Here is a 24,273-nt window from a genome sequence, read left to right on the forward strand (position 1 = left end):
GCTTGTTGACGACCAACGCATGAAGGAGTTACGTCAAGCTGAAAAATAACCGTCAAGCACTCGCGGGAACGCTGTTGAGCAGGAACTCGTCGATCACCAGCGTCGCCGCCCCCAGGGCGATGGAGTCCACGCCCAGCCTGCCCAGCTTGATGGACGCGCTCATGTAGGGCCTGGCCAGGCAGTTCGCCTCGGTCGCCCGCCGGATCCCGACCAGCAGCCGCTCCCCGAGCAGCACCCCGGCCCAGCCGCCGATCACGATGCGCTCGGGGTTGAACAGATTGATCAGGTTGGCCAGCCCCGCCCCCAGGTAGGCGACGGTCTCCTCGATCACCGGGGAGCCGCTCGCCAGCAGCTCGGCCAGCGCGGCCGGCTCGTCGACGGTGTCGGTCCACATCCCCGCCCGCTCCAGGATGCCTCTGCCCCCGACGTACGCCTCCAGGCAGCCCTTGCCGCCGCACCGGCAGGCGCGCCCGCCGACCACGATCTTCGTGTGGCCCCACTCGCCGGCGCTGCTGTTGGCGCCCCGGTAGGTCACGCCGTCGGTGACGATGCTGGCGCCCGCGCCTGTGCCGATCAGCACGGACACGACGTGCCGCGCCCCCCGCCCGGCGCCGAACCACAACTCGGCCTGGCCCATCGACTTGGCGCCGTTGTCGACGTACAGCGGCAGGTCCGTGCCCTTGCGCAGGAGCCTGCCGAGCGGCACCGCGTCCCAGCCGAAGCCGGGCGCGTGGATGACGGCGTCAGGACCCTGCTCGACCACCCCAGGAACGCCGACGCCGACGCCGAGCACCTGGTCATGGGCCACGCCGGCCTCGCTCAGCACGAGGTCCACGCCCGCCAGGATGTGGCGTACCACGATCTCCGGGTCGTGCCTGGCCGGGCGCAGTTTGTACTCGGTGCGGGCCAGCGGGTTCATCTCCAGGTCGAACAGCTCGACGCGGACGTGGGTCTCGCCCACGTCGATGCCGACGGCGTACCCGTGGGCGGCGTTGATCCGCAGCAGCACCCGCGGCCGGCCGCCCTGCGACTCCGCGACGCCGGCCTCGTAGACCACCTGGTGGGCGAGCAGGTCGCCGACGACGTTGCTCACCGTGGCCGGGCTGAGCGAGGTGATCCGGCTCAGCTCCTGGCGGCTGGCGGGCCCGCCCAGGTAGAGGGCACGCAGCACGGTGGCCCGGTTGCCGCGCCGCAGGTCGCGAACCGTCCTGTGCGGTGCCTCCGTCATGGCGGCCATCTTAGGCCACGCCTCGAATTAATCCGCGCGCCGCCCTCGTCCCCGCCATCCGTCCAACTGTGCCCCGCAGTTACTGCAAGCCGTGAACAAAGCCTTCACTTGACGTTCGGCGGGTCTAGCCGCCGTCTTTGTCGGGGTCGACGGACAGGATGATGGCGCCCCAGTAGCCGTCGCCGTCTTCGACGACCGTCAGCCGCAGGTCGTCCTTGTAGTACAAATCATTGGTGTTGTACGTGTCCCGCCCCCTGTGGTGTGAGTACGGCGGCTGGGACAGAACCTGGCAGTTGAGCGCCTCCTCGAACATCAGCTGCGTGGTCAGCACACGCGCGTTGCCGATGTGCACCATGACATGGATGTGCACCGTGCGCCCCGGGTACCATCCCGGCCATACCGTTGTGAACTCCACGACGCCGTCGCCGTCCGTCACCTGTGCGCCGCGCAGGTAGCGCTTGCCGTCGGTGGGCTTCAGGTCGGGCCAGGGCCTGTCGTGGTTGATCGTGTTCGCCTCGGCCTGCTCGATCATGGCTCCCCGCTCGCCTCCCGAGTAGAGCCCGGAGGCGTCGCAGTTCCAGATGTCCACTACCACACCTGGCAGTGGCTGGCACGTATCGCTGTCTTGCACCTTGATGGCGAGGCGCAGGCGTACACCGGGCTTGTTCTCGCGGATGTCGCTGCGGATCTTGTCTGCGTCGAAGTAGAAGGGGCCTTTGGTCGCGGCCGGCGTGAGCGTGCAGGTACGGGCGTCGGAGAACAGGTCCCCAGAGTCCGTGACCGCCGTGGCGTCGGGGCTGCGGGCGGCCAGGACGCCGCCGAGCCCGAGCGAGCTGATGCCGATGCTGGTGATCAGCCGCCGACGGCTGACCCGCTGCCCTTCATGATCGTGTCTCACTGAGATCGTTCTCCGGCAGGTGAGGAGGAGCCCCCGATGTCTCCTCCGGTCCAGTCGAACCTCTCATGAGATGTGCGGATTTCGTCGGAGGCGCGGCGCGTATCACCTGTTATCGAGGACGACGCCGGGCTGCGGCCGTGCGAGGGGCAGGGCGTCGCCTTCGTCCCCTACTTCCCGCTTTCGGCCGGGCTGGGCGCGCTTTAGCCGCCGACGTGGATGCCGGGCCGCCGCGCGGGGTCGGGCTCGCTGGTACGGATGATCTCGCGTACGACCGGGGCCGTGTCACCGCGTCCCAGGATGAGATAGCGGAACAGATGCACCAGCGGCGACCCTTCCGCCCACTCGAAGTAGCAGTGCGGCCGGACCCCGGTGGCGTCGCGCAGGGCGAGCAGGATGGCGGCGATCGCGTTGGGCGCGGCCGGGCTCTCCACGCGCAGCACGCGGTGCCTGCCCACCTCGACCCCGCGCACCCGCAACACGTCGCTGAAACTCGACGGGTCGATCACGTCGATCTCCAGGAACAACACGTCAGCCCGCCCGGGCACCGGGTTCATGCCGCGCTGCTCGGCTTCCTTGGCGTCGTATTCGGCCTCGTCGCCCGGGCCGCGGCGGTTGGCGATGACGTTGAGCGCGCCGTCGAAGTCCAGCGACTCGGTCACGAACCGCCGCGCCGCCGCGTCGAACTCGATCCGGTCGGCCCGCAGCTCGGTGGTCCGCGACACGCGCGAGACCAGGGAGATGGCGACCATGCCGAGGATGAACAGCGCGGAGATGGCGATGCCGTCCGGCTTCTCCCTGATGTTCTCCACCAGCGCGTACAGCAGGACCAGGGTGAGCACGGTGAACCCGACGATGGCGAGCCCCTGCCTGCGCCGGATGGCCGAGATCGTCACCGCGACGGCGCCGGAGACCATCATGGCCAGGATGCCAGTGGCATAGGCGCCCGCCTGGGCGTCCACGTCGGCGTCGAACGCCATGGTGAGCACGATGCAGATGCCCGTGTAGACCAGCACCACCGGGCGCACGGCACGGCCCCACTCGGGTGCCATGCCGTAGGAAGGCAGGTAGCGCGGCACGATGTTGATCAGCCCGGCCATCGCGGAGGCCCCGGCGAACCACAGGATGAGGATGGTGCTGATGTCGTACGCGGTGCCGAACGCCTCGCCCAGCCGCTCATGGGCCAGGTACGCCAGCGCCCTGCCGTTCGCCTCGCCACCGGGACTGAACTGCTCGGCCGGGATGAGCACGGTGGTCACGAAGCTGGTCGCGATCAGGTAGACGCTCATGATCAGCGCCGCCGCGGTCAGCAGCTTGCGCGTGTTGGCGATCCGCGCCCCCAGCCGCCGCTCGGAGTTCTCGCCCTTGGCCGCCACCAGCGGCATCATGCTGACACCCGTCTCGAACCCCGACAACCCCAGCACCAGCAGCGGGAACGCCAGCACCGCCGGCCCGATCAGGCCGCCGAAGCCGCCCCCGCCGCTCGTCAGCGCCTCGGTCCAGCGAGAGACCGTCTCCGGCGCGGCCACGATGTCGCTCAGACCGACGCCGACGACGATGGCGTTCAGCAGCAGGAAGAGCGCCACCAGCGGGATCGCCACGCCGACGGCCTCGGTGAAGCCCAGCAGGAACACCCCGCCGAGCACCACCAGCAGCACCACCGTGATGGCCACCGCGTGCCCATGCAGGAACCCCGGAAAATACGGATTTTCCAGAACATGTACGGACGCGTCCGCCGCCGACAACGTGATCGTGATGATCCACGAGGTGGCCACGAACCCCAGCAGCACCAGCACGAACAGCTTGCCCCGCCAGAACGGCAGCAGCCGCTCCAGCATCGCCACCGACCCCTGCCCGTGCGGGCTCTCCTTGGCCACTCTGCGGTACATCGGCAGCATGCCCAGCAGCGTCAGCGCCACGATGAGCAACGTGGCCAGCGGCGACAGCGCCCCGGCCGCCAGCGCGGCGATGCCGGGCAGGTAGGCCAGCGTGGAGAAGTAGTCGACGCCGGTCAGGCACATGACCTTCCACCAGGACTGCGGCTTGGCATGCCCTTCGGCCGTCTCGGGCCCGACCGGCTGCACCCGATGTTGCAACAACCAGCGCACCAGGCCACTGGCCGGCGCCGCCTGGCGGGTCGGGCTGTCGACCACTGCGGGGATGGCCAGATCACCGCTCACCGGATCTCCTTCTCCTCGTGAACGCACACCACCCTAGGGCGTATGCCGCACGCGCACGCCTTACGGGCACACCGACTCGGCAACCGGAACGTGTGCGGCCGGCGCCTTCGTGGGCCAAGGGGCGGTAAATCGGTTGCCGGTGCTGAGCGGTCTCTGGTGTGCTGGCGGAGCCCGGCTACTTGAAGGAGCAGTAATGCGAGCAACGTTCGTGTCCCCCCAGAGAGGAACAGCCGTCTATACGGAGGACATGACGTTCGGTGCGTATGCTCAATTTGGGGATCCTGGCGCATGTAGACGCCGGTAAGACCAGCCTGACCGAGCGGCTGCTCTATGCCGCTGGCGCCATCGACGAGGTCGGCAGCGTCGATGACGGCAACACCCAGACCGACTCCCTGGCCCTGGAACGACAGCGCGGCATCACGATCAAGTCCGCGGTCGTCTCCTTCGTCATCGGCGGCACCACGGTAAACCTGATCGACACGCCCGGCCACCCCGACTTCATCGCCGAGGTGGAGCGGGTGCTGAGCGTGCTCGACGGCGCCGTGCTGGTGATCTCCGCCGTCGAGGGCGTACAGGCCCAGACCCGCGTGCTCATGCGCACGCTGCGCCGCCTCGGCATCCCCACGCTCGTCTTCGTGAACAAGATCGACCGTCGCGGCGCCCAGTACGACCGCATATTGCGTGAAATTTCCGACAAGCTAACCCCGGCCGTTGTCGCCATGGGCTCCACCGATGAGCTGGGCACGAGTGCCGCCTCGTTCACGCCGTTCGACGGCGCAGCGGCCTTCGCCTCGACGCTGGTCGAGGTGCTCGCCGACCAGGGTGACGCGCTGCTGGCCGCGTACGTGGACGACGAGGACTCGATCTCGTACGCCCGGCTCCGCGCCGAGCTCGTGGCCCAGACCGGGCAGGCGCTGGCGCACCCGGTGTTCTTCGGCTCGGCGATCACCGGCGCCGGCGTGGACGCGCTGATCGCCGGCATCGAGGAGCTGCTCCCAGCCGCCCAGGGCGACCCGGAAGAGCCGGTCTCCGGCACCGTCTTCAAGATCGAGCGCGGCGACGCGGGGGAGAAGATCGCCTACGTCCGGCTGTTCTCCGGCACGGTACGCACCCGCGACCGGCTCAACTTCGGCCAGAAGCGCGAGGGCCGCGAGGGCAAGGTCACCGCGATCAGCGTCTTCGACCGAGGCACGGCGACCCGCAGCACGTCGGTCCAGGCGGGCCGGATCGCCCGGCTGTGGGGCCTGACGGACGTCCGGATCGGCGACCCGATCACCGCACCCGCGACGGATGGGCCGGGGAAGAAGGAGCCGGAGAGGCACTTCGCGCCCCCGACCCTTGAGACGGTCGTGGTCCCGTGCCGTGCCGCCGACAAGGGCGCGCTGCACCTCGCGCTGGCCCAGCTCGCCGAGCAGGACCCGCTGATCGCCCTGCGCCAGGACGACCTGCGGCAGGAGGTGTCCGTCTCGCTCTACGGCGAGGTGCAGAAGGAGGTCATCCAGGCCACCCTCCTGAACGACTTCGGCCTCGACGTCACCTTCCGCGAGACCACCACGATCTGCGTCGAGCGCCTGATCGGCACCGGCGAGGCGTTCGAGCTGATCGGCAAGGACCCCAACCCGTTCCTCGCCACCGTCGGCCTGCGCGTCGAGCCGGGCGAGCTCGGCAGCGGGGTGGAGTTCCGGCTGGAGGTCGAGCTGGGCTCGCTGCCGTTCTCGTTCATGAAGACGATCGAGGAGACGGTACGCGAGACACTGCGGCAGGGCCTGTACGGCTGGGAGGTCGCCGACTGCGCGGTCACCCTGACGCACTCCGGCTACTGGGCCAGGCAGAGCCACTCGGGAGGCGGCTTCGACAAGAGCATGTCGAGCACCGCCGGCGACTTCCGCAACCTGACCCCGCTGGTGCTCATGGGCGCGTTGCGGCGGGCCGGGACCAGGGTGTTCGAGCCGATGCACCATTTCAGGCTGGAGCTGCCCGCCGACACCCTCGGCCCGGTGTTGCCGGTGCTGGCCCGGCTGGGCGCCGTCCCGCGTACCCAGACGCCTGGTCTGGTGGAGGGGGAGATCCCGGCGGCCGGCGTGCACCGGCTGGAGCAGCAGTTGCCCGCGCTGACTCGCGGGGAGGGCGTGCTGGAGTGCGACTTCGACCGCTACCAGCCGGTACGCGGCCCGATCCCGGAACGCCCGCGTACCGATCACAACCCGCTCAACCGCAAGGAGTACCTGCTGCACGTCGTCCGGAGGGTCTAGCGCGACCTCGCGGACGAAAGTCCGAAAGCCTTTTCGGAGATATGAAACTGTAACCAAGTGCTCGCTTGCTGATCAGCGGCCGCGCGGCGAAGTCGTACCAGCTAAAGGGCTATGCAAAGAGTTGCAGTGGCCGATTGACAGCCCTGCTCCGGCCGATCTACCTTCCCGAAAACCTTTTAGGTTCACCGCTTCAGGTCCCAGTCGGTGATGTTAGCGCTAACACAAGCAATCGCTAGGTCGTAAGGGGCGAACTCATGAGACGACGATGGGCAGTGGCCCTCGCCGGAGCACTTGTGCTCCTCCTCGGACAGCCCGCGCTCGCGGGCCCGCCGATCACCACCGCGATCTACACGGCCGACCCGGCCGCGCTGGTCGTCGGGGACACCCTGTACCTCTACACCGGCCACGACGAGGCCCCGACGGGCGGCACCAACTTCGTCATGCGCGACTGGCACGTCTTCACCTCCTCCGACGCCACCACCTTCACCGACCAGGGCGCCAAGCTCGCGATCTCGAACTTCTCCTGGGCGGGCGCCGACGCCTGGGCGGGCGAGGTCGAGCGGGGCGCCGACGGCCGCTACTACTGGTACGTCCCCGTCAACGGCAACGGCGCCGGCTGGATGGACATCGGCGTGGCCGTCGGCAACAGCCCGCTGGGCCCGTTCACCGACGCGAAGGGCGGCCCGCTGGTCAGCGACAGCACGCCCGGCTCCTCGCCGCTGAACATCGACCCGACCGTGTTCACCGACGACGACGGCCAGGTCTACATGTACTGGGGCTCGTACAACGGGGTGCGCGCCGCCCGGCTCAACGCCAACATGACCTCGATCAACGGCTCGGTGGTCACCCCGAGCGGCGTGTCGAACTTCTGGGAGGCCCCCTGGATGTTCAAGCGCAACGGCGTCTACTACCTCGCCTACGCGGCCAATGACTCGGCCTGCTCGGCGCCCGGTTACGCCTGCATCCGGTACGCCACCGCGAGCAACCCGATGGGTCCGTGGACCCACCGCGGAGTCGTGCTCGACCAGGTCACCTCGACCACGAACCACCCGGCGATCATCGAGTACAAGGGCCAGTGGTACATGGTGTACCACAACGCGTCCAGCCCGGGCGGGGGCAACTTCCGCCGCTCGGTCACGATCGACAAGCTCTACTTCAACGCCGACGGCACCATGCAGAAGGTCGTGCAGACCGGCGGACCGACCACTCCGGGCAACCTGGCGGCCAGTGCCACCCCCTCCACCTCCTACGTCTCGCCGTGGGAGACCCTCGGCGCGATCAACGACGGCTACACCCCGGCGAACTCGGCCGATCACAGCCATGGCGCCTACGGCAACTGGAACCACCAGGGCACCGAGTGGATCGAGTACCGCTGGCCCACCGCGCAGACGGTCTCCAGATCCCAGGTGTACTGGTTCGACGACAACCAGGGCATCGACCTGCCGGCCTCGTGCCAGGTGCAGTACTGGAACGGCAGCGCCTACGTCAACGTGCCCGGGCAGTCGGCCTGCGGCGTGGCGGGCAACACCTTCAACACCACGACCTTCACCGCGGTCAGCACCACCCGGCTGCGGCTGAACATCACTTCCAGGACCGGCTACTCGACCGGTGTGCTCGAATGGAGGGCCTTCTCATGAGCAGGATCCTCACGGCCCTGCTGCTCGTCGCGGGCTTACTCGTGGCCGGCGGGCCGGCGCACGCGGATCAGACCATCGGCTTCCCGTCGTTCAACGGCCCGGCCGTCCCGGCCCCGCCCGGGGCGTACACGACCGGCAACATGATGCAGGCCATCTACGACGCCGAGAGCTCGGGCACCGACTTCTGGATGGACCGGCTGCTCGCCCGCCCGGGCAACGATCCGGCGGGAACGTGGCTCATGTCGCGCGGGCGGGCGTTGTTCATGAAGACGCACACGCCGGGCACGCTCGGGTTCGCCGGGCAGGTGGCGTACTGGGAGAGCATCAACAACAACAACGCCTTCACCGTCGCCGTCACGCCCGGCACGTTCACCGAACAGGTGGCCTCCCGCTGGCAGGCGCCCAGCCACTGGAAGAGCCGCCACACCAGCGGCTCGGTCACGATCAACCAGACGAAGTTCATCACCGACAACAACGTCGCGGTGACCAACCTGGCCATCACCAACGGCGGCTCCGCCTCGACGACGCTGCAGCTCAGGGCCACTTCGCCGGACGCCACGTCCGGCAGCGGCAGCGAATTGACCGGCCAGGTGAACGCCTACAACAACCTCACCACGCTCTACCCCAGACTCACCGGCGACGGGTTCACCGTCTCCAGCGGCGGCCTCAACAGGTCCGTCACCATCGCGGCGGGGGCGACCGTGACCGTGAAGGTGGTCATGGGCTTCGTCACCAACGAGATCCCCGCCTCGCGCACCGAGTACGACGCCTACGCCGGCTACTCGGCGGCCACCGCGTTCGCCACGCACGTGCGCGCGTACAACCTGTGGTGGGCGCAGAACGTCCCCTACATCGACGTGCCCGAGCCCGCCATCAAGAAGAACATCTACTACCGCTGGTGGCTGATGCGCTTCAACCATCTGGACGCGGACATCCCCGGGCAGACGTTCCAGTTCCCCACCTCCACCGAAGGCGTCCTGGGCTACAACAACGCGATCGCACTCACGCAGCCCATGCACATCGACGACCTCAAATACCTGCGCAACCCGATCTACTCCTACGGCGACTGGCTGAGCGTCGGCCAGATCTCCAAGAACGGCCGCTTCCTGGACAATCCGGGTGACCCGGAGAACTGGTCGAACAGCTACACGCAGTACATCGCCGAGGCGGCCTGGAAGAGCTACCAGATCCACGGCGGTCAACCGGCCATCGCCGCCAACCTGGCCCGCTACGCCGAGCAGGACGTCAAGGGGCAACTGTCGTTCTACGACACCGACAACAACAAGCTCATCGAGTACGACTGGGGCGCCCTGACCGGCAACGACGCCGACGCCGTGTCGTTCCACTGGAAGTCCGGGCGCATGGACCGCGCCGAGGCCGCCTACCAGTACAGCGGGGCGCTGGCGGCGGCGCAGGCGTATGAGGCGGTGGGCAACACGGCCAAGGCCACCGAGATGCGCACGCTGGCCACGCAGATCCAGAACGCCATCGTCAACGTGCTCTGGAATCCGAGCAGGCAGTTGTTCGAGCACCGGCTGAAGTCGACGAACGAATGGGTGCCGTGGAAGGAGATCAACAACTACTACCCGTTCGCCGTCGGTGCGATCCCCAACACCGCCACCTACAAGCAGGCCCTGCGCCTCTTCGACGATCCGGCGCAGTATCCGATCTTCCCCTTCTACACCGCCAACCAGGCCGACAAGGCGGCCTCGGGCACCGGCAGCAACAACTTCTCCACGATCAACTCCACCGTGCAGTTCCGCCTGCTCTCCTCGGTGCTGCGGAACTACCCCAACGAGTGGATCGACACGACCTGGTACAAGAAGCTGCTCTACTGGAACGCCTGGGCCCAATACGTGGGCGGCAACACGCAGTGGCCGGACGCCAACGAGTTCTGGGCCGACTGGAACGGCTCCTCGATCGCCTACCGCTCCTGGATCCACCACAACATCCTGGGCAGCAGCAACTGGACCGTGATCGAGGACGTCGCCGGGCTGCGGCCGCGCAACGACGCCAAGGTGGAGCTCTCGCCGATCAACATCGGCTGGACCCACTTCACGGTCAACAACCTGCGTTACCGCAACGCCGACCTGACCATCGTGTGGGACGACCCGGCCGACGGCGTCGTACGTTACCCCGGCGTGCCCGAGGGCTACTCGATCTACGTCAACGGCAGCCGGGCGGCCACGGTGTCGTCGCTGGTGCCGTTCACGTGGGACCCGGCCACCGGTGACGTCACCACCAGCGGCACGGTCACCTACCACGTGGCCGTCCCAGGTCTCCAGGCTCCCGCGCAGGTGACCCAGACCAGCGCCCGCATGGTCGACCTGCTGGCCAAGGCGGGCGTCGACCTGACCGCCAACCTCACCAACCTCGCGGCCGGGGCCACCGCCACGGCCTCCACCACCGCCTCCGGCAGCTCCGCCGCGGGCGCCGTGGACGGGTTCCCGATCAACGAGCCCTTCTGGGGCGGCACCACCTCGGGGCAGGACTGGTACGAGCTGAACTTCGGCTCCGCCCGGACGCTCAACGAGGTGCGGCTCTACTTCAAGGACAGCCGCCCGGCCAGCGCCACCTACCGGGCGCCGGCGTCGTACGACATCCAGTACTACAACGGCACCGCCTGGGTGAGCGTGCCCAGCCAGGCCAAGTCGCCTTCGGCGCCGCGGGCCAACTACAACGTGGTGCAGTTCCCCGCCGTCAGCGCGCAGCGGGTACGGGTGCTGGCCACGGCCGCCTCCGGCGCCAGGACCGGGCTCACCGAGATCAAGGCGTACAACCGGGGCGGCGTCGTCCAGCCGCCGTCCAACCTGGCGTCGTCGGCCACGCCGTCGGCCTCCTTCACCTCCTCGTGGGAGAGCGTGGCCGCGGTCAACGACGGGATCGACCCGTCGTCGTCCAACGACACCGCGAACCCGCGCTGGGGCTGCTGGCCGAACACCGGGCAGCAGTGGGTGGACCTGACCTGGTCGTCGGCCCGCAACCTGAACCGCGCCGAGGTGTACTTCTTCGACGACGAGCAGGGCATCGACATGCCGGCGTCGTGGAAGTTGCAGTACTGGAACGGCAGCGCGTACGTGGACGTGCCCGGCGCGTCGGCGTACACGCTGACCAAGAACGCCTACAACAACGTCACCTTCACCGCCACCGGCACCACCCGGCTGCGGGTGCTGCTCACCGGCAACGGCACCAGCTCCGTCGGCCTCCTGGAGGTCAAGGCCTACGGGACCTGATGTCGCGGGGGCGTGCCCGGAACGGGCACGCCCCCGGTCCCGGGGAGGAGTAGTTACTCTCTCACTTTTGGTGACCTAGGGAGGTGGAATCAGGCAAACTGGGCGAGGGCCTGCACAACGGCGGAGGCATGATCTCACCCACCTGACGGCGGTGCGTTCGCGGCGATGCACAGCTGGGAGAGGGCCTGTTCCGACGGGCTGCCCGGTTCGGCGTGGTAGACGACCAGCTGCTGGCCGGGAGCGCTGTTCACGGTCAACGACTCGTAGTGCAGCGTCAGCTCGCCCACCAGCGGGTGGCGGAAACGTTTGGTCTCCTCGGTCTTCTGGCGGATGTCCTGGCGGGCCCACAGCCGGCGGAAGGCGTCGCTCTTCAGCGACAACTCGCCGACCACGTCGATCAGCTGCGGGTCGTCGTGGTGCGTGCGGGCCACCGCGCGCAGCCCGGCGACGGTGCTGACGGCCACCTGGTCCCAGTCCGGGTAGAAGTCGCGTGCGTGCGGGTCCAGGAACACCAGGCGCACCAGGTCCTCGCTGTGGTGGTGGCCGTCGAACAGGGCCTTGCCCAGGGGGTTGCCGGCCAGCACGGTCAGGCAGCGGCCCAGGACCACGGCCGGGGTGCGCGGCCAGCGTTCCATCATGCGCAGCAGGTTCGGGCTGACCTGCTCGCGGCGGGCGCGCGGGGACCGGCCGGGCGAGTTTTCCGTGTCCATGGTCTCGAGGCTAGGCCCGGGCCCAGGGGTACTGGGTAGTCGTGATATTCCTACGGTTCTAGCAGGCAGGGGCCACCTCGTAGTAGGCGGTGCCGGTCTGCTTCAGCGTGGTGATCACGAACGTGTTCCACAGGCCCATCGGCTGGTTGGAGCCGTTGGCGTAGGTGTAGCCGGATGACTGGTGGGCGCGGCCGGCCTGGGTGTGGGCGTAGTTGCTGGCGGTGAAGCACGCCGCCGGAGGCGTGGGCGTGACGGTCGGCGTGGGCGTGACGGTCGGAGTGGGCTCCGGAGTGCTGCCGGCGGCGAGGTCGAAGAAGCGGGTGTCGTGGTACGCCGAGCAGATGGTGTCCAGGAAGTACGCGCCCGCCGTGCCGCACTGGTCGGCCGCGTTGCCGGGGTCCACCGGGGTGCCGTGGCCCATTCCGGCGATCTTGTAGTAGCGCAGCGCACCCGTGCCATAGCTCTCCAGGGTGGTGCCGCCGGGCAGGCTCGTGGTCGAGGCCGGGGTCTGGGGCAGGCCCAGGACGTTGGTGAACTGGTCTCTCAGCTCGTCGCCGTTGGCCTTGTTGACCGTGTAGTCGGCCTGGCCGTGCCAGATCGCCACCTTCGGGCGCGGGCCGGTGTAGCCGGAGTAGGCCGCGCGGACCAAGGAGCCCCAGTCGGCCGGAGTCTTGTTCACCGGGCCGAGCATGCAGGTGGTGGTGGAGGCGGGTGGCGAGCAGCGGTACGGCAGGCCGGCCACGATCGAGGCGGCGTGGAACAGGTCGGGGTAGGCGGCGATCATGACGGCGGTCATCGCGCCGCCCGCCGACAGGCCGGTGATGGAGATCCGGGCCGGGTCCAGGTGGTAGGTGGTGGTGGCGTACGTCACCATCTGGGCGATGGACAGGGCCTCGCCCTGGCCGCGTCTGATGTCGCCGTCCTGGAACCACTGGAAGCAGTTCGTGGGCGGTGTGGTGGCCTCCGGGAAGATCAGGGCGAAGGCGTGCTGGTCGGCGAACTTCCGCCAGCCCGAGTTGGTGTAGTAGGCGTTCGCGCTCTGGGTGCAGCCGTGCAGGGCGACGACGGCGGGGGAGCCGGGTGGGAGGTTGTCGGGGATGTACGCCCACATGTTGAGGGCGCCGGGGTTCGAGCCGAATCCGGTGACTCTGGTGAGGGTGGCCGCCTGGGAGGTGGCCGGGGTGGCGATCAGTGCGAGGGCGAGGAGTAGCGCGGTCATGGCGCGGCTGAGGAGTGCAGGCATGGTCGACTCCTGGGGTGAGGCACTTGCCGGTGACCGTATGTTTTGCGGGATCCGACTGATATGTGTCACAAGCCCGGTTTTACGGTTGTGAACATGTGCACCGACGCCATCCGGGTCTCAGCGGAGCTGGCCGGCGCCCGCGCCCGACGGTCGAGGCGGCCGTCGCGTTGCCTGCTGTTGCGCTGGGGGAGGGCACGTTGCCGGGGTTCGACGTGCAGGTCAACGATGCGACGGGCGCCGCCCGTACGAGTGCGGTGACCTGGAACGACATCACGGGCCGCGGTTACCTGGAAACCAGCCACTGGGGTGTGCTCCGGCTTCAGGGCAGCTGAGAGGCGGTCCAGCAGTCCACCGCGCCGGGCTTGCCACAACCCGTCAAACGGTCGAGCGCTCTGCCGAGATCGGCCGTTCTGGCGTTGCCGGGGTCGTTGGACTCCTCGTTCGGATCGGTGACCGTGTTGTAGTACTCGGGTTTCGGATCGCCCTCGTACTTGACATAAAGCTCCCCGGCGGTGCGCACGGCGGAGTAGGAGGGCGGTTGGGAGTTGCCCGTTTTGAGGCGGTCCGCGTCGGGGTCAGGCTTGCCCGGCGTGTTGGGGTTCGGCTTGACGTGCTCGATCAGCGCCGCGTCGCGCCAGTCCGTGACCTGCCGGCCCTGGATGAGGGGCAGCAGGCTGCGCCCGTCGCGGCTGTCACGCGTCGCCGCGCCGATCCCGGCCATGTCGAGGAAGGTCGCGAACAGGTCCACGTTCTGGGCGATGGCGCTGGTCATGAGGTGGCCTTGCGGCCCCGTCGCCGGACGCTTGACCAGGAGCGGCACCCGTACATCGTGGTCATATGCGGTGGACTTTCCCCGCACCAGGCGGTGCTGCCCGAGATGGAAGCCGTTGTCGCTGGTGAACACGACGTACGTGTTGCGCTTCTCCGCATCGGTCAACGCGGACAGGACGCGTTCCACCATGTCGTCGACCGACTGCACCATGCGGATCCGGTCGCGGAAGTCGTTCTGGAGCTCCTTGACCAGCTTCGCGCCGATCGGCTCCCGCCGTACCCAGGAGGGTTTGTCGGTGGTGTCCTCGTTGAACCCGGGCAGGGCGGTGGTCACGTCAATGCTGTCGCAGTCGGGGCCGCCACAGTCGCCGTGCGGGAACTCGCCGGCGGGCCACTGGTTCTTCGGCCGGTCACGACGTGCGGGCGCAAAGCGCGGTTCCTTGTCGCCAGGCTTGACGTCGACCCTGTTGTGCGGCGCGAAGGGCGAGACCTGGAGGAAGAACGGCTCGCCGGGGGCGTACTTGCGGGAGCGCTGGATGAAGCCCACCGCCCGCTGCCCCAGCTCGTCCACCAGATACTTGCCGCCGGAGGGATCGATCGGCCGCTTGCCGCCCGATTCCTCCTTGATGTAGCGGGTGAGCTGGTACTTGAACTCGTTGTATCCACCAGCCGCCGTCACATGCCACTCGTCCCAGCCGGTCGGCACCTGATAGCCGTCGCCCGCGGGATACTCGTTGATGTATTTGCCCAGGTAGCCCGTACGATATCCGGCTTGATGCAGCGAGACGGCGTACGTCCTGCCCTCGTGCTTCGCGAACGCCCGGTAACCGCCGCGATCGTAGCCCTGGTTGGTCCGCACGCCGGTGTTGTGCGGGAACTGGCCGGTGAACATGGAAGCCCGAGACGGGCAGCAGAGCGAGTCGGCCACGAAGTAGTCGGTGAACGTGGTGCCGCCGTCGGCCAGGCTGCTGACCGTGTTCATGTACGGGAGCAGGTCGGCTGACATGTCGTCGACGAGGAAGAAGATGATGTTCGGCCGTTGGGGCTTGGCTGCGGTCCCGGCGCTCGCCTGGGACGCCACGGTCAAGGCGAGGACGACGGCGACCGCCACCGCCAAGCTTTTCCTGATATTTCCGGACACCGACACGAATGCCTCTTTTGTGGGGAGGGTTTGCGATGCCCAGTAATATCAGACAAATCGCCCAATCACCCACATACGTCCTGCAGGTGCCGTGGGGGCACTGGGACCCGTCCTGGCAGCGCGACCGCACTGGGGCCGGCCCTGCTCGCGCTCGCCCTCATCATGGCGACCGGCTACGGCCTGCTCATGCGGCAGACGGCCTCAGCAGCTGCCCAGGAGCGTCCAGCCCCAGGCGAGCAGGTGGGCCGCCCTGGAATGCCGCGGACGTCGGAGTGAATCGCCTGGCGCTCAATCTCTCCTCCAGGGCCCAACTACCATGTGACCGTGAATACGAGCCCCCGACATGTCCGTAAAGGGGCCGTACCGAGCATCCGCGACGTCGCCGCCGCGGCCGGCGTCTCGCACCAGACCGTCTCGCGCGTGCTGAACGAGTCACCCAGGGTGCGGCCCGCCACCCGCGCCGCCGTCCTCGCCGCGATCGACCGGTTGGGCTTCCGCCCCAACCGGGCCGCGCGGGCGCTCGGGTTCGGCCGCGCCAACGGCGTCACCGTCGTAACCTCCAACACCACCCTGTACGGGTATGCCTGCACCCTCCAGGGCATCGAGGAGGCCGCCAGGACGGACGGGGTGGCGCTGGGCATCAGGGTCGTGGAGTCGGCCGAGGTCCAGCAGACGGTCGAGTACGTGAGCGACCCGAGCGCGGGCGGGCTGGTGGTGATCGCGTTCGACCCGCTGGGCAAGGCGGTGCTGGAGGCGCTGCCGCCGCACATCCCGGCCATCGTCGCCGCCGAACCGGTCGCGCCCGACCTGGGCCGGGTCGCGATCGCGCTGGACGAACGGCGGGCCGCCGCCGACGCCACCCGGCACCTGCTGGACCTGGGGCACCGGACCGTGCACCACGTGGCCATCCCGTCCGAGGGGCTGTCCGGCGGCCGGCAGGCGGGCTGGCGCGACGCGCTGACCTCGGCGCGGGCGGAAATCCCAGAGCCGCTGGGGTGCGGGTGGGACATCGAATCCGCGTACGCCGCCGGGCAGCGACTGGCCCGCGAGCCGGAGGTCACGGCGATCCTGTGCGGCAACGACGACATCGCGCAAGGTGTGCGCAGGGCGCTCTATGACGCGGGCAAGGACGTTCCCGGCGATGTCAGCATCGTGGGGTTCGACGACATTCCGGGCTCGGCGTTCTGGACGCCCGCGCTTACCACCGTGCGGATGGACTTCGCGGGGTTGGGCCGGGCATGCTTCCACGCGGCGGTGGCCGAGCTGGTCGGGCGACCGCAACCGGAGATCTCCCTGGTGCCACCGCGCCTCATCGTCCGCGAGTCGACCGCGCCCCCGCGTCATCCCTGGGATAACTGAGAAGCGTAGTTGCTACAACGCTTCTCAGTTATCGGCATCCTGTTGAACTGAGATGGTGAGGGCTGGTAGCGCTTCTCAGTTGAGCTCAAACGGGTGGGCTGCTCGGGCACCACCCACCAGATCCTCAGGCGGTCACCAGTTGGCGGGCAGCCCCGGCGTGGTGGCGGGCAGGGCGTGGCCGGGCGGGTGGATGACGTACACGACCCCGCCGCTGCTGGAGCTGCGCAGCCACACGTTCTCGAAGTCCGCTCGCGGATACACGTGGCGCACGGCGTCATTGCTGGGCGAGGCGGGGTCGTTGGCGATCACGTCGCCTTGCGCGGTGAAGCCGATGATCGCCATCAGGTGGCCGTTGGTGCCGTACCCGGCCCCCGGCAGCTCGCCCTTCTTGAACGACTGCGAGGTGATGACCGGAATGCCGGCCTTGATGAGCAGTTCGAGCTCCGTCAACGACCGCAGCCGGGTGACGAACCCGTCCAGGCCGTACCGTCCCGCGTAGGCGGTGTTGAACGGCCAGTTCCCCGCCCCGTCGTAGGCGTGGTCGAAGGTGTAGCGGGCGGCGTAGTCGACCTCGGGGTTCGGGTCGGAGGGCGCGACCCAGGAGGTGTCCTGCGCGCTCGGCCACTTGCCCCAGTAGCCCAGGACCATGGTGGTCGAGGTCGGGCTGCACCAGGCTTCGCCGCCGCCGTCCCATTCCGGGTAGTGGCCCTGGTGCACGTTCTGGGAGCGGCGCGGCACGGCCAGCTCCGTGCCCCATGCGCCGCCGCCGGGGCTGACCGGCACGGTCCTGCGCTCGGGTACGTTCGAGCTCATCACCCCGGACGTACGCACCCGCGGCGCCACTGAGGAGCCCGGCGTGCGGTAGAGGGTGAGGCGTAACTGGTAGCCGCTCATGGGCTTGCCGGTCGCCGCGACCAGCGTGTCCACGGCGACCGTGGCGTCCGCGTCGCCCTGCCCCGGCACCGACGTGCGGCGGATGTCGCCTTCGGCGTAGGCCCAGCGGCCCAGCGAATACCACTTGGTCAGCCCCTCCGCGTTCCTGGCGCGGGTCTCGACCTGCATCCAGCTGCCCGGCGGCACGTCCGCGGTCCAGGAGGCGATCAGCTCGGTGGCCGGGAACCCGATGGTCCGCTCGGGGCCGGTCCAGCGGGCGTACTCCCAGGTCTTGGTGCCGAGCGCGTCGGTGTAGGAGACGGTGCCGGCGGCCGAGCCGAACGACAGCCCGTCACCGGACGTCGTGCCCTCGGACGTGCCGGCGGCGAAGTCGGCCCGCTGGAAGACGACGTCGGGCGTCGCGGCCGCGGGCTTCGCCTCGGCGTCGGCGGGGGTGGTGAGGGTCGTGACGAGGAGGAGGCCTGACAGGAACACGGTCAGCGCACGCATGAAACCACCTTGCTGGAAGGCGCTTGATGCGGCCGAGAGTAGGCACAGCCGGTATGCGAAACATCGGGAAATCTACGTAGATCAGGCCAGGGTCTGCGTGAGTTCGTCACGATCGCGGGTGTGCACGACCCGGCCGCGGGCGCCGTTCACGATGGGCAGGTACGGGGGCACGTGGCCGCACTCGACGTCGGCGATGATCGGCACCCCGAGGCCGCCCAGCGCGTCGAGCACGGCCCCCTCCTGGGTGAGCGAGGCGATGCCGGGCGCCCGGGTGCGGCCGACGAGGATCGCGTTCGCGCCGGTGAAGAAGCCGGCCAGGCGCATCCCGTGCAGGGCGCGGCAGATGGTCGCCGCGTCGTCCTCGCACGCCTCGACGTACACGAGCAGGCCCTCCGGCGCGGCGAGCGCCGCAGTGTCGAGGTAGGGGGTGCCCGCCAGGTTGCACAGCGTCTCGACGCACCCGCCGATCAACCGCCCTTCGACGTGTACGTCGCCGTCGCCGTCCAGTCGCTGCCACCGGCCTGGGGTGTCGAGGGTGAACTCGCGTACCTCGGGAGAGGTCTTGTAGTCGACCCAGCCCTGCGCCCGGTGGCGGCCCGGCGGGGTCTGCGTGAACGTCGTGCCCGGCTCCATCATCACGATGTCCAGCCAGGTGAGCAGCCCTTCCGGCGCCTGGTACGGGGTGTCCATGAGGTTGTTGCCGTGCACGGTCGCGACGCCGGTCAGCAGCGTCAGGGGCGTGATGATCGTGGAAATGTCGGAGAAGCCCACCATCCAGGTCGGCTCGGCCGCGCGCAGGGCGTCCCAGTCGAGCAGCGGCAGCAGGTCGATCGCGGTCTCCCCGCCCCACGGCGGCACGACGGCCCTGATGCGGGGATCGGTGAGCAGGCCGGTCAGCTCGCGGGCGCGGTCGGCGGCCGGGGCGCTGACGTGCCCGGCTCCGTCCATGCACTCCCCGACGACCACCTCGTATCCGCGGGCCTCCACGGTGCGGATCGCCACCGTGAGGCGTTCGCGCACGCTCTCGTCCACTCCGGAGGAGGGAGCGGTGACCCCCACACGGTCACCGGGACGTAAAGGGGCGGGGTAGCGGGTGCTCATGCTCAAGGATCATTCCGCAGCTCCCGGCAAGTTCCCAGCTATTTTCATAGTCGCCGAAAACTTTCGGAACGAATTATCCCACGTAAAAGCGCATTAATCGGACTCGGTCGAGATGATGGTGCCGAAACTTTTCTGACATGTGTTGACACATTTCGGAGATCTCCTCAGACTGACCTCCAGGTGAGCTCCCCGTACCGCGACGTCTGCCCCTCATCAGCGATCCGGAGGAACGAACATGATCGACCGGAAACGCCGCACAGGTCTCAGTGCCGGACTGGTTGCCGGCTTACTCGGCGTGACCTTGGCGGTGTCCATGACCACCGCCGCCGACGCCGCGAGCACGCTCGGCGCGGCCGCCGCGGAGAAGGGCCGCTACTTCGGCGCCGCCGTGGCCGCCAACCACCTCGGCGAGTCCCAGTACGCCACCGTGCTCGACCGCGAGTTCAACTCGGTCACCCCCGAGAACGAGATGAAGTGGGACACGATCGAGGCCTCGCGCGGCTCGTTCAACTTCGGTCCCGCCGACCAGATCGTCAACCACGCCCAGGGCCGGGGCATGAAGATCCGCGGCCACACGCTCGTCTGGCACTCGCAGCTGCCCGGCTGGGTCAGCAACCTGCAGACGGCCACCGACGTGCGCAACGCCATGAACAGCCACATCAACGGTGTGATGGCCCACTACAGGGGCAAGATCCACTCCTGGGACGTGGTGAACGAGGCGTTCCAGGACGGCAGCAGCGGCGCCCGCCGCAGCTCCGTCTTCCAGCAGCGCATCGGCAACAGCTTCATCGAGGAGGCGTTCAGGACCGCCCGCGCCGCCGACCCGGCCGCCAAGCTCTGCTACAACGACTACAACATCGACGACGCGAACGCCGCCAAGACCCGCGCCGTCTACAACATGGTCCAGGATTTCAAGTCGCGCGGCGTCCCGATCGACTGCGTCGGCCTGCAGTCCCACTTCAACAGCCAGTCGCCGGTGCCGGGCAACTACCAGCAGAACATCGCCCAGTTCGCCGCCCTCGGCGTCGACGTGCAGATCACCGAGCTGGACATCGAGGGCTCCGGCACGGCCCAGGCGAACAGCTACCGCAGCGTCGTCAACGCCTGCCTGGCCGTCTCGCGCTGCACCGGCATCACCGTGTGGGGCATCCCCGACCACTACTCCTGGCGCGCCAGCGGCACCCCGCTGCTGTTCGACCGCAACTACAACAAGAAGCCGGCCTACGACGCGGTCCTCGCCGCGCTCGGCGGCTCCGGCTCGTCCACCCCGCCGACGTCGCCTCCGCCCGGCGGTGGCGGCTGCACGGCGACGGTCTCGCAGGGCCAGCAGTGGAGCGACCGCTTCAACCTGTCGGTCACGGTCTCGGGTACGAACTCGTGGATCGTCACGGTGACCATGACCCCGCCGCAGAAGGTCATCGCCACCTGGAGCGGCAGCCCGACCTGGGATTCCAGCGGCAACGTCATGACGATGCGACCCAACGGCAGCGGGAACACGTTCGGCTTCACCATCCAGCACGGCGGCAACCAGAACAGGCCGTCCGTGTCCTGCCGGGTCGGCTGACCCCTCTTTCCTGTGTGGTGTGGCGCAACTCCGGGCGCCGCACCACACGCCTTCTCAGGCATGAACCCCAGATGGGATGGTGGCGATGCGATGAAATAGCCCCAGGAAGTGAAATATGCGGAAATACGTGATCATGGGCGTACAGGGGAGCGGCAAGGGCACGCAGAGCGTGATGCTCGCCCACGACCTCGACCTGGTGCACATCAGCGTCGGCGACATCTTCCGCTGGCACGTCAAGAGCCACACCAAACTCGGCGCCCAGGTCCGCCGCCTGGTCGCGGCCGGTGAGCTGGTGGGGGACGATCTGGTGGAGGACGTCGTCAGGGACCGGCTCCAACTGCACGACTGGAACTACGGCTTCATCATCGACGGCTTCCCCCGCAACAGGCGCCAGGCCGAGTTCTTCCTGGAGAGCTACGACATCGACGGGGTGATCCACCTGGACCTCCCCGACGAGGAGGTACGCCGCCGCGTCCTGGCCCGCCGCCTGTGCTCGCGGTGCGGCATGGACTACAACCTGATCGCCCACCGGCCCGAGACCGAGGGCCGCTGCGACGTGTGCGGCGGAGACCTGGTCACCCGCCAGGACGACACCCCCGACGCCCTGGCCAGGCGGCTACGCGACTACCACAACAAGATCGACCCGGTGGTGGAGTTGTTCCGGCGCAAGGAATATGTGATGACGATCGACGCCCGCGCCGACAAGACCACGGTCCAACAGACCATCCGCACCCGCTTCAACCTGCCGCCCTACACCCCGTCGCACATGGACCCGGTAGAACTGCCCGGCTGACCACCGGGGTTCGCCGCCTACTTCACCGCGACGGGAGCGGTGAAGTTGCCCGACCCGCCTGCTAAGGGGGTTCGAACGCCACGTCAGGGGAGCAGCCGTAACACCTGAGACGGTTGTCAGGATGCGTTCGTCAGCGGGCGAGTGGCTTGCCGTTTTTGACGCATCTCATGACGAGGAAGATGGGGAACTTGGCGGCGTCCGGCCGCTTGGCCGCCCAATCGGTCGCTGGCTCGGGCTCGGCCATCTCGTCCAGCCAGAGGTCGTGGCGGCGGAACGTGTTGACGTAGGTCGAGAGGGTCCGGTGGTTGGCGCCTACCTGGCGGCGTAGTGCCGAGAGCTCGCCGTCGGCGCGCCACCAGCCCTCCACGTGATAGCGCGCGTCCCCCGGCCATGAACCGGAGACGCCCGGCCCGCCGGGGAAACACGGGTGCAGGATCGAGCACGCGAAGACGCCCCCTGGGCGCAGGGCGCCGGCGGCGCCGGCGATGGCCCCTTCGAGGTCGTCGATGTCGGAAAGGCCGAAGCTGCAGACCACCGCGTCGAAGACAGTGTCGCTGTCCGGTGCCGTGCCCAGGGTACCGATGGCGAGAACGCCGGGGCGGGTCACGTCGGTGTGGATGTAGTGGATGCCGAGCGGGGTCTCGCGCTCGGCTGCCCGTGCCTTTTCGAGCAGGGCTTCCGAGATGTCGGCGGCCACGACGCCGGCACCACGGCGGGCCAGCTCGCGGCTGATCCGGCCGTGGCCGCAGGCGAGCTCCAGCACCCGGCGGCCCGCCACCGGCCCCAGCAGGTCGAGCAGGCGTACGGACGCCGGATCGTCGATGGTGTCGGTCCAGCCGGTCGCGTAGAAGTCGGCGATGTCGTCGTAGCGGGCCGCACCTGGCATGGCCTCGACACTACGCGTGCGGGAGCGGGGGACGGCGATTGTTCGTCGAGCGCGGAATGCCACGGAATCCGCCATGGCAAAGAGTCGGTCAAGGGGGCGCATGGTTCCGGTGTGATCGCCGTCGCGGGGCGGTCCGGCGGGAGGAGGATCGCGTCCGGGTCGAGCAGGCACGGCACGTTCACGCGGGGGTACGACATGGGCATGCCCGGGATCGCGGCGATCATCGCGCTCGCCACGTTTGGAGGCTGGTCCACTCCGGCCGCCGCCACCGTGCCCCGGAGCCCCGACCTCCAGATCACCGCGGCCGTCACCCCGGACCCGGTGATCATCGGTACGGAGTCCGTCTACACGGTGACCGTCATGAACACCGGAGACCAGACCGCCGAGAACGCCACGATCACGGACACCCTCGACCCGAACATCACCCCCGGCACCCTCCAAAGGGACTGCTCCCTCGCCGGCCAGACCGTCACCTGCGGCGGACCGGGCCTGACGATCCCCCCGGGGGAGAGCGTCACGTACGAGATCCCGATCACGATCGACCCGGCACTGCCCGACGGCACGGAGGTCGCCAACCACGCGTGGGTCTCGGCCACGGGAGTGGACGGCGACTCGACCCGGCTGATCAGCCGCACCCGCACGACGACCGACGTCGATACCCGCCCGCCCACCGCCACCCCCACCGTGATCGACACCTGCGCCACCGTCCCCATGAACAACCGGTCCTGTACGCCGGCCGCCACCCGGGCCCCGAACTCGACGCACACCCCCAACCGCGCACCGGCGGCCACGCCCACGCCGAGCCCCGGCACCGTGCCGCCCGCGACCGCCCCTACGAAGCCGAGCCCCACGAACAGCCTCGGCGCGGAGCACGGATTCGGCTCTGGTCCGCGCGAGCCGGGCCGCGGCGAGGGCGAGCGCCCCGGCCGGCACGAGCCCCGTCCAGGCGAGGGCATCACCCCGGATGGTCCGGGTGAGGGCTTCAACCTGGATGGGCCGGGCGCAGGCTCCAGCGCGAACGAAGGCACGGACGAAGGCGCGGACGAAGGCGCGGACGTGCCCCGCTCAGCAGCCGGTGGCGCGCTCCCCGGACCTGCCGCCGCGGACCGCGACACCGTCCCCATGACCGGCGTGTCGCTCTGGATGCTCGGCCTGGGAGTGTCGGTGCTCCTCGCGCTCGGCCTCCTCGTCCGGTACTTCTCCGGCCGCGACCAAGCCAGCGACTAGGCCGCCGACCAGGCCGACGACCGAACAGGCGGCTGAGCGGGCGTCCGGGCCGTGCCTCGGACAACCTCAGCCGGTACGCGGCTCCAGCGCGTCCCTGGTCCACGACCCCAGCACCAGCAACGTCTTCGTACCCGTCACGTCCCCGGCCCGGCGCAGCCGGTCGATGACCTGCTGGAGGTGCCCCAGATCCCGCACCCGTACGTGGATCAGCGCGTCGGGATCCCCCGCGATCGTGTAAACGGCCTGCACCTCGACCACGTCGGTAGCCGTACGGACGATCTCGCTGACCGGCGTCGTGCCCGGATAGCGCAGCTCGGTGAACGCCTCGATGCCCCACCCCAGCTTGGCGTAGTCGATCTGCACGCTGAACCCGGTGATCACGCCGATGTCCCTGAGCCGGTCCACGCGCCGCTTGACGGCCGCCACCGACAACCCGACCAGCTCGGCCATCTCCGAGAACGTCCTGCGCCCATCCTCCCGCAACAACCGCAGCACCTGGTGATCGATGTCGTCCACGTCAGGCATGCGGGAACCCTCTCTCAGGCGCAAAGAACATCAGCCATTAAGCCCTAGCCCTCACATTGTTTGCGTCTTCGGCGCACTTTCTCGTCTAATACTTGCGCATATCCTGCCCACGTTGCTGTGCTGGGAATCACTACGTACCAAGCCA

Annotated in this window: 18 protein-coding genes; 8 read left to right on the top strand and 10 right to left on the bottom strand. The window is 68.8% G+C overall.

What is annotated here, in order from left to right:
• Window positions 1-52: 52 nt before the first annotated feature.
• From ACFLIM_RS05295 to ACFLIM_RS05305, 3 genes are all read right to left on the bottom strand, one after another.
• Window positions 53-1,228: an ROK family transcriptional regulator gene (locus tag ACFLIM_RS05295; RefSeq protein WP_393162455.1), complete on the bottom strand. Its 1,176-nt coding sequence runs from the start codon at window positions 1,226-1,228 to the stop codon at window positions 53-55.
• 124 nt (window positions 1,229-1,352) lie between these two features.
• Window positions 1,353-2,126 (bottom strand): intradiol ring-cleavage dioxygenase, encoded by a 774-nt coding sequence (locus ACFLIM_RS05300; protein WP_393162457.1) that lies wholly within the window; start codon window positions 2,124-2,126, stop codon window positions 1,353-1,355.
• A gap of 200 nt (window positions 2,127-2,326) precedes the next feature.
• A complete protein-coding gene (locus tag ACFLIM_RS05305; RefSeq protein ID WP_393162459.1) occupies window positions 2,327-4,303 on the bottom strand; it encodes an amino acid transporter in 1,977 nt (658 codons plus the stop codon).
• A gap of 263 nt (window positions 4,304-4,566) precedes the next feature.
• Here ACFLIM_RS05305 and ACFLIM_RS05310 point away from each other — a divergent pair, with 263 nt between their 5' ends.
• From ACFLIM_RS05310 to ACFLIM_RS05320, 3 genes are all read left to right on the top strand, one after another.
• On the top strand, window positions 4,567-6,555 hold the full coding sequence (locus ACFLIM_RS05310) for a GTP-binding protein (RefSeq protein ID WP_393162461.1): 1,989 nt from the start codon (window positions 4,567-4,569) through the stop codon (window positions 6,553-6,555).
• A 254-nt stretch (window positions 6,556-6,809) separates the two neighbouring features.
• Window positions 6,810-8,192, top strand: coding sequence for a glycoside hydrolase family 43 protein (locus tag ACFLIM_RS05315; RefSeq protein WP_393162463.1), 1,383 nt, complete (start codon window positions 6,810-6,812; stop codon window positions 8,190-8,192).
• Window positions 8,189-11,425, top strand: coding sequence for a galactose-binding domain-containing protein (locus tag ACFLIM_RS05320; RefSeq protein WP_393162465.1), 3,237 nt, complete (start codon window positions 8,189-8,191; stop codon window positions 11,423-11,425). Before ACFLIM_RS05315 ends, ACFLIM_RS05320 begins: the two co-directional genes overlap by 4 nt.
• Before the next feature lie 134 nt (window positions 11,426-11,559).
• Here the strand turns inward: ACFLIM_RS05320 and ACFLIM_RS05325 are convergent, their stop codons facing one another.
• Together ACFLIM_RS05325 and ACFLIM_RS05330 are read right to left on the bottom strand one after the other, a co-directional pair.
• Window positions 11,560-12,135 carry an MmyB family transcriptional regulator gene (locus ACFLIM_RS05325; protein WP_393162467.1) on the bottom strand — a complete coding sequence of 192 codons (576 nt, stop codon included), beginning with the start codon at window positions 12,133-12,135 and terminating at the stop codon, window positions 11,560-11,562.
• Window positions 12,136-12,193: 58 nt separating this feature from the next.
• A complete protein-coding gene (locus ACFLIM_RS05330; RefSeq protein ID WP_393162469.1) occupies window positions 12,194-13,378 on the bottom strand; it encodes an extracellular catalytic domain type 1 short-chain-length polyhydroxyalkanoate depolymerase in 1,185 nt (394 codons plus the stop codon).
• A 167-nt stretch (window positions 13,379-13,545) separates the two neighbouring features.
• Here ACFLIM_RS05330 and ACFLIM_RS05335 point away from each other — a divergent pair, with 167 nt between their 5' ends.
• Window positions 13,546-13,710, top strand: coding sequence for a sugar-binding protein (locus tag ACFLIM_RS05335; protein WP_393162471.1), 165 nt, complete (start codon window positions 13,546-13,548; stop codon window positions 13,708-13,710).
• Here the strand turns inward: ACFLIM_RS05335 and ACFLIM_RS05340 are convergent.
• Window positions 13,698-15,260 carry a sulfatase family protein gene (locus ACFLIM_RS05340; RefSeq protein WP_393162529.1) on the bottom strand — a complete coding sequence of 521 codons (1,563 nt, stop codon included), beginning with the start codon at window positions 15,258-15,260 and terminating at the stop codon, window positions 13,698-13,700. The genes ACFLIM_RS05335 and ACFLIM_RS05340 overlap by 13 nt on opposite strands.
• 354 nt (window positions 15,261-15,614) lie before the next feature.
• Between ACFLIM_RS05340 and ACFLIM_RS05345 the strand changes: the two genes are divergently transcribed.
• Window positions 15,615-16,649, top strand: coding sequence for a LacI family DNA-binding transcriptional regulator (locus ACFLIM_RS05345; protein WP_393162473.1), 1,035 nt, complete (start codon window positions 15,615-15,617; stop codon window positions 16,647-16,649).
• Window positions 16,650-16,781: 132 nt separating this feature from the next.
• Here the strand turns inward: ACFLIM_RS05345 and ACFLIM_RS05350 are convergent, their stop codons facing one another.
• Entirely contained in the window at window positions 16,782-18,032 is a 1,251-nt protein-coding gene (locus ACFLIM_RS05350) for a C39 family peptidase (protein ID WP_393162475.1), read from the bottom strand.
• Between the two features lie 81 nt (window positions 18,033-18,113).
• The gene (locus tag ACFLIM_RS05355; RefSeq protein ID WP_393162477.1) at window positions 18,114-19,133 is read right to left on the bottom strand and encodes a S66 family peptidase; all 1,020 of its coding nucleotides are present in this window, start codon (window positions 19,131-19,133) and stop codon (window positions 18,114-18,116) included.
• A gap of 235 nt (window positions 19,134-19,368) precedes the next feature.
• Between ACFLIM_RS05355 and ACFLIM_RS05360 the strand changes: the two genes are divergently transcribed.
• Together ACFLIM_RS05360 and ACFLIM_RS05365 are read left to right on the top strand one after the other, a co-directional pair.
• Window positions 19,369-20,697 carry an endo-1,4-beta-xylanase gene (locus tag ACFLIM_RS05360; protein ID WP_393162478.1) on the top strand — a complete coding sequence of 443 codons (1,329 nt, stop codon included), beginning with the start codon at window positions 19,369-19,371 and terminating at the stop codon, window positions 20,695-20,697.
• A 115-nt stretch (window positions 20,698-20,812) separates the two neighbouring features.
• On the top strand, window positions 20,813-21,490 hold the full coding sequence (locus ACFLIM_RS05365) for an adenylate kinase family protein (protein ID WP_393162480.1): 678 nt from the start codon (window positions 20,813-20,815) through the stop codon (window positions 21,488-21,490).
• Between the two features lie 130 nt (window positions 21,491-21,620).
• Here the strand turns inward: ACFLIM_RS05365 and ACFLIM_RS05370 are convergent, their stop codons facing one another.
• The gene (locus ACFLIM_RS05370) at window positions 21,621-22,376 is read right to left on the bottom strand and encodes a class I SAM-dependent methyltransferase (RefSeq protein ID WP_393162482.1); all 756 of its coding nucleotides are present in this window, start codon (window positions 22,374-22,376) and stop codon (window positions 21,621-21,623) included.
• Window positions 22,377-22,487: 111 nt separating this feature from the next.
• Between ACFLIM_RS05370 and ACFLIM_RS05375 the strand changes: the two genes are divergently transcribed.
• Window positions 22,488-23,603, top strand: coding sequence for a hypothetical protein (locus tag ACFLIM_RS05375; protein WP_393162484.1), 1,116 nt, complete (start codon window positions 22,488-22,490; stop codon window positions 23,601-23,603).
• Window positions 23,604-23,669: 66 nt separating this feature from the next.
• On the opposite strand, the gene ACFLIM_RS05380 is transcribed toward ACFLIM_RS05375, so the two are convergent.
• Window positions 23,670-24,128 carry an Lrp/AsnC family transcriptional regulator gene (locus ACFLIM_RS05380; RefSeq protein ID WP_393162486.1) on the bottom strand — a complete coding sequence of 153 codons (459 nt, stop codon included), beginning with the start codon at window positions 24,126-24,128 and terminating at the stop codon, window positions 23,670-23,672.
• Window positions 24,129-24,273: the final 145 nt, after the last annotated feature.

The sequence above is a fragment of the Nonomuraea marmarensis genome, assembly GCF_043197025.1.
Lineage (GTDB): Bacteria > Actinomycetota > Actinomycetes > Streptosporangiales > Streptosporangiaceae > Nonomuraea > Nonomuraea marmarensis.

Coding starts and splice junctions, on each gene's coding strand:
- ACFLIM_RS05295 (WP_393162455.1), bottom strand. CDS start 1,228: ATGACGGAGGCACCGCACAGGACGGTTCGCGACCTGCGGCGCGGCAAC.
- ACFLIM_RS05310 (WP_393162461.1), top strand. CDS start 4,567: ATGCTCAATTTGGGGATCCTGGCGCATGTAGACGCCGGTAAGACCAGC.
- ACFLIM_RS05315 (WP_393162463.1), top strand. CDS start 6,810: ATGAGACGACGATGGGCAGTGGCCCTCGCCGGAGCACTTGTGCTCCTC.
- ACFLIM_RS05320 (WP_393162465.1), top strand. CDS start 8,189: ATGAGCAGGATCCTCACGGCCCTGCTGCTCGTCGCGGGCTTACTCGTG.
- ACFLIM_RS05325 (WP_393162467.1), bottom strand. CDS start 12,135: ATGGACACGGAAAACTCGCCCGGCCGGTCCCCGCGCGCCCGCCGCGAG.
- ACFLIM_RS05330 (WP_393162469.1), bottom strand. CDS start 13,378: ATGCCTGCACTCCTCAGCCGCGCCATGACCGCGCTACTCCTCGCCCTC.
- ACFLIM_RS05350 (WP_393162475.1), bottom strand. CDS start 18,032: ATGCGTGCGCTGACCGTGTTCCTGTCAGGCCTCCTCCTCGTCACGACC.
- ACFLIM_RS05355 (WP_393162477.1), bottom strand. CDS start 19,133: ATGAGCACCCGCTACCCCGCCCCTTTACGTCCCGGTGACCGTGTGGGG.
- ACFLIM_RS05360 (WP_393162478.1), top strand. CDS start 19,369: ATGATCGACCGGAAACGCCGCACAGGTCTCAGTGCCGGACTGGTTGCC.
- ACFLIM_RS05365 (WP_393162480.1), top strand. CDS start 20,813: ATGCGGAAATACGTGATCATGGGCGTACAGGGGAGCGGCAAGGGCACG.
- ACFLIM_RS05370 (WP_393162482.1), bottom strand. CDS start 22,376: ATGCCAGGTGCGGCCCGCTACGACGACATCGCCGACTTCTACGCGACC.
- ACFLIM_RS05380 (WP_393162486.1), bottom strand. CDS start 24,128: ATGCCTGACGTGGACGACATCGATCACCAGGTGCTGCGGTTGTTGCGG.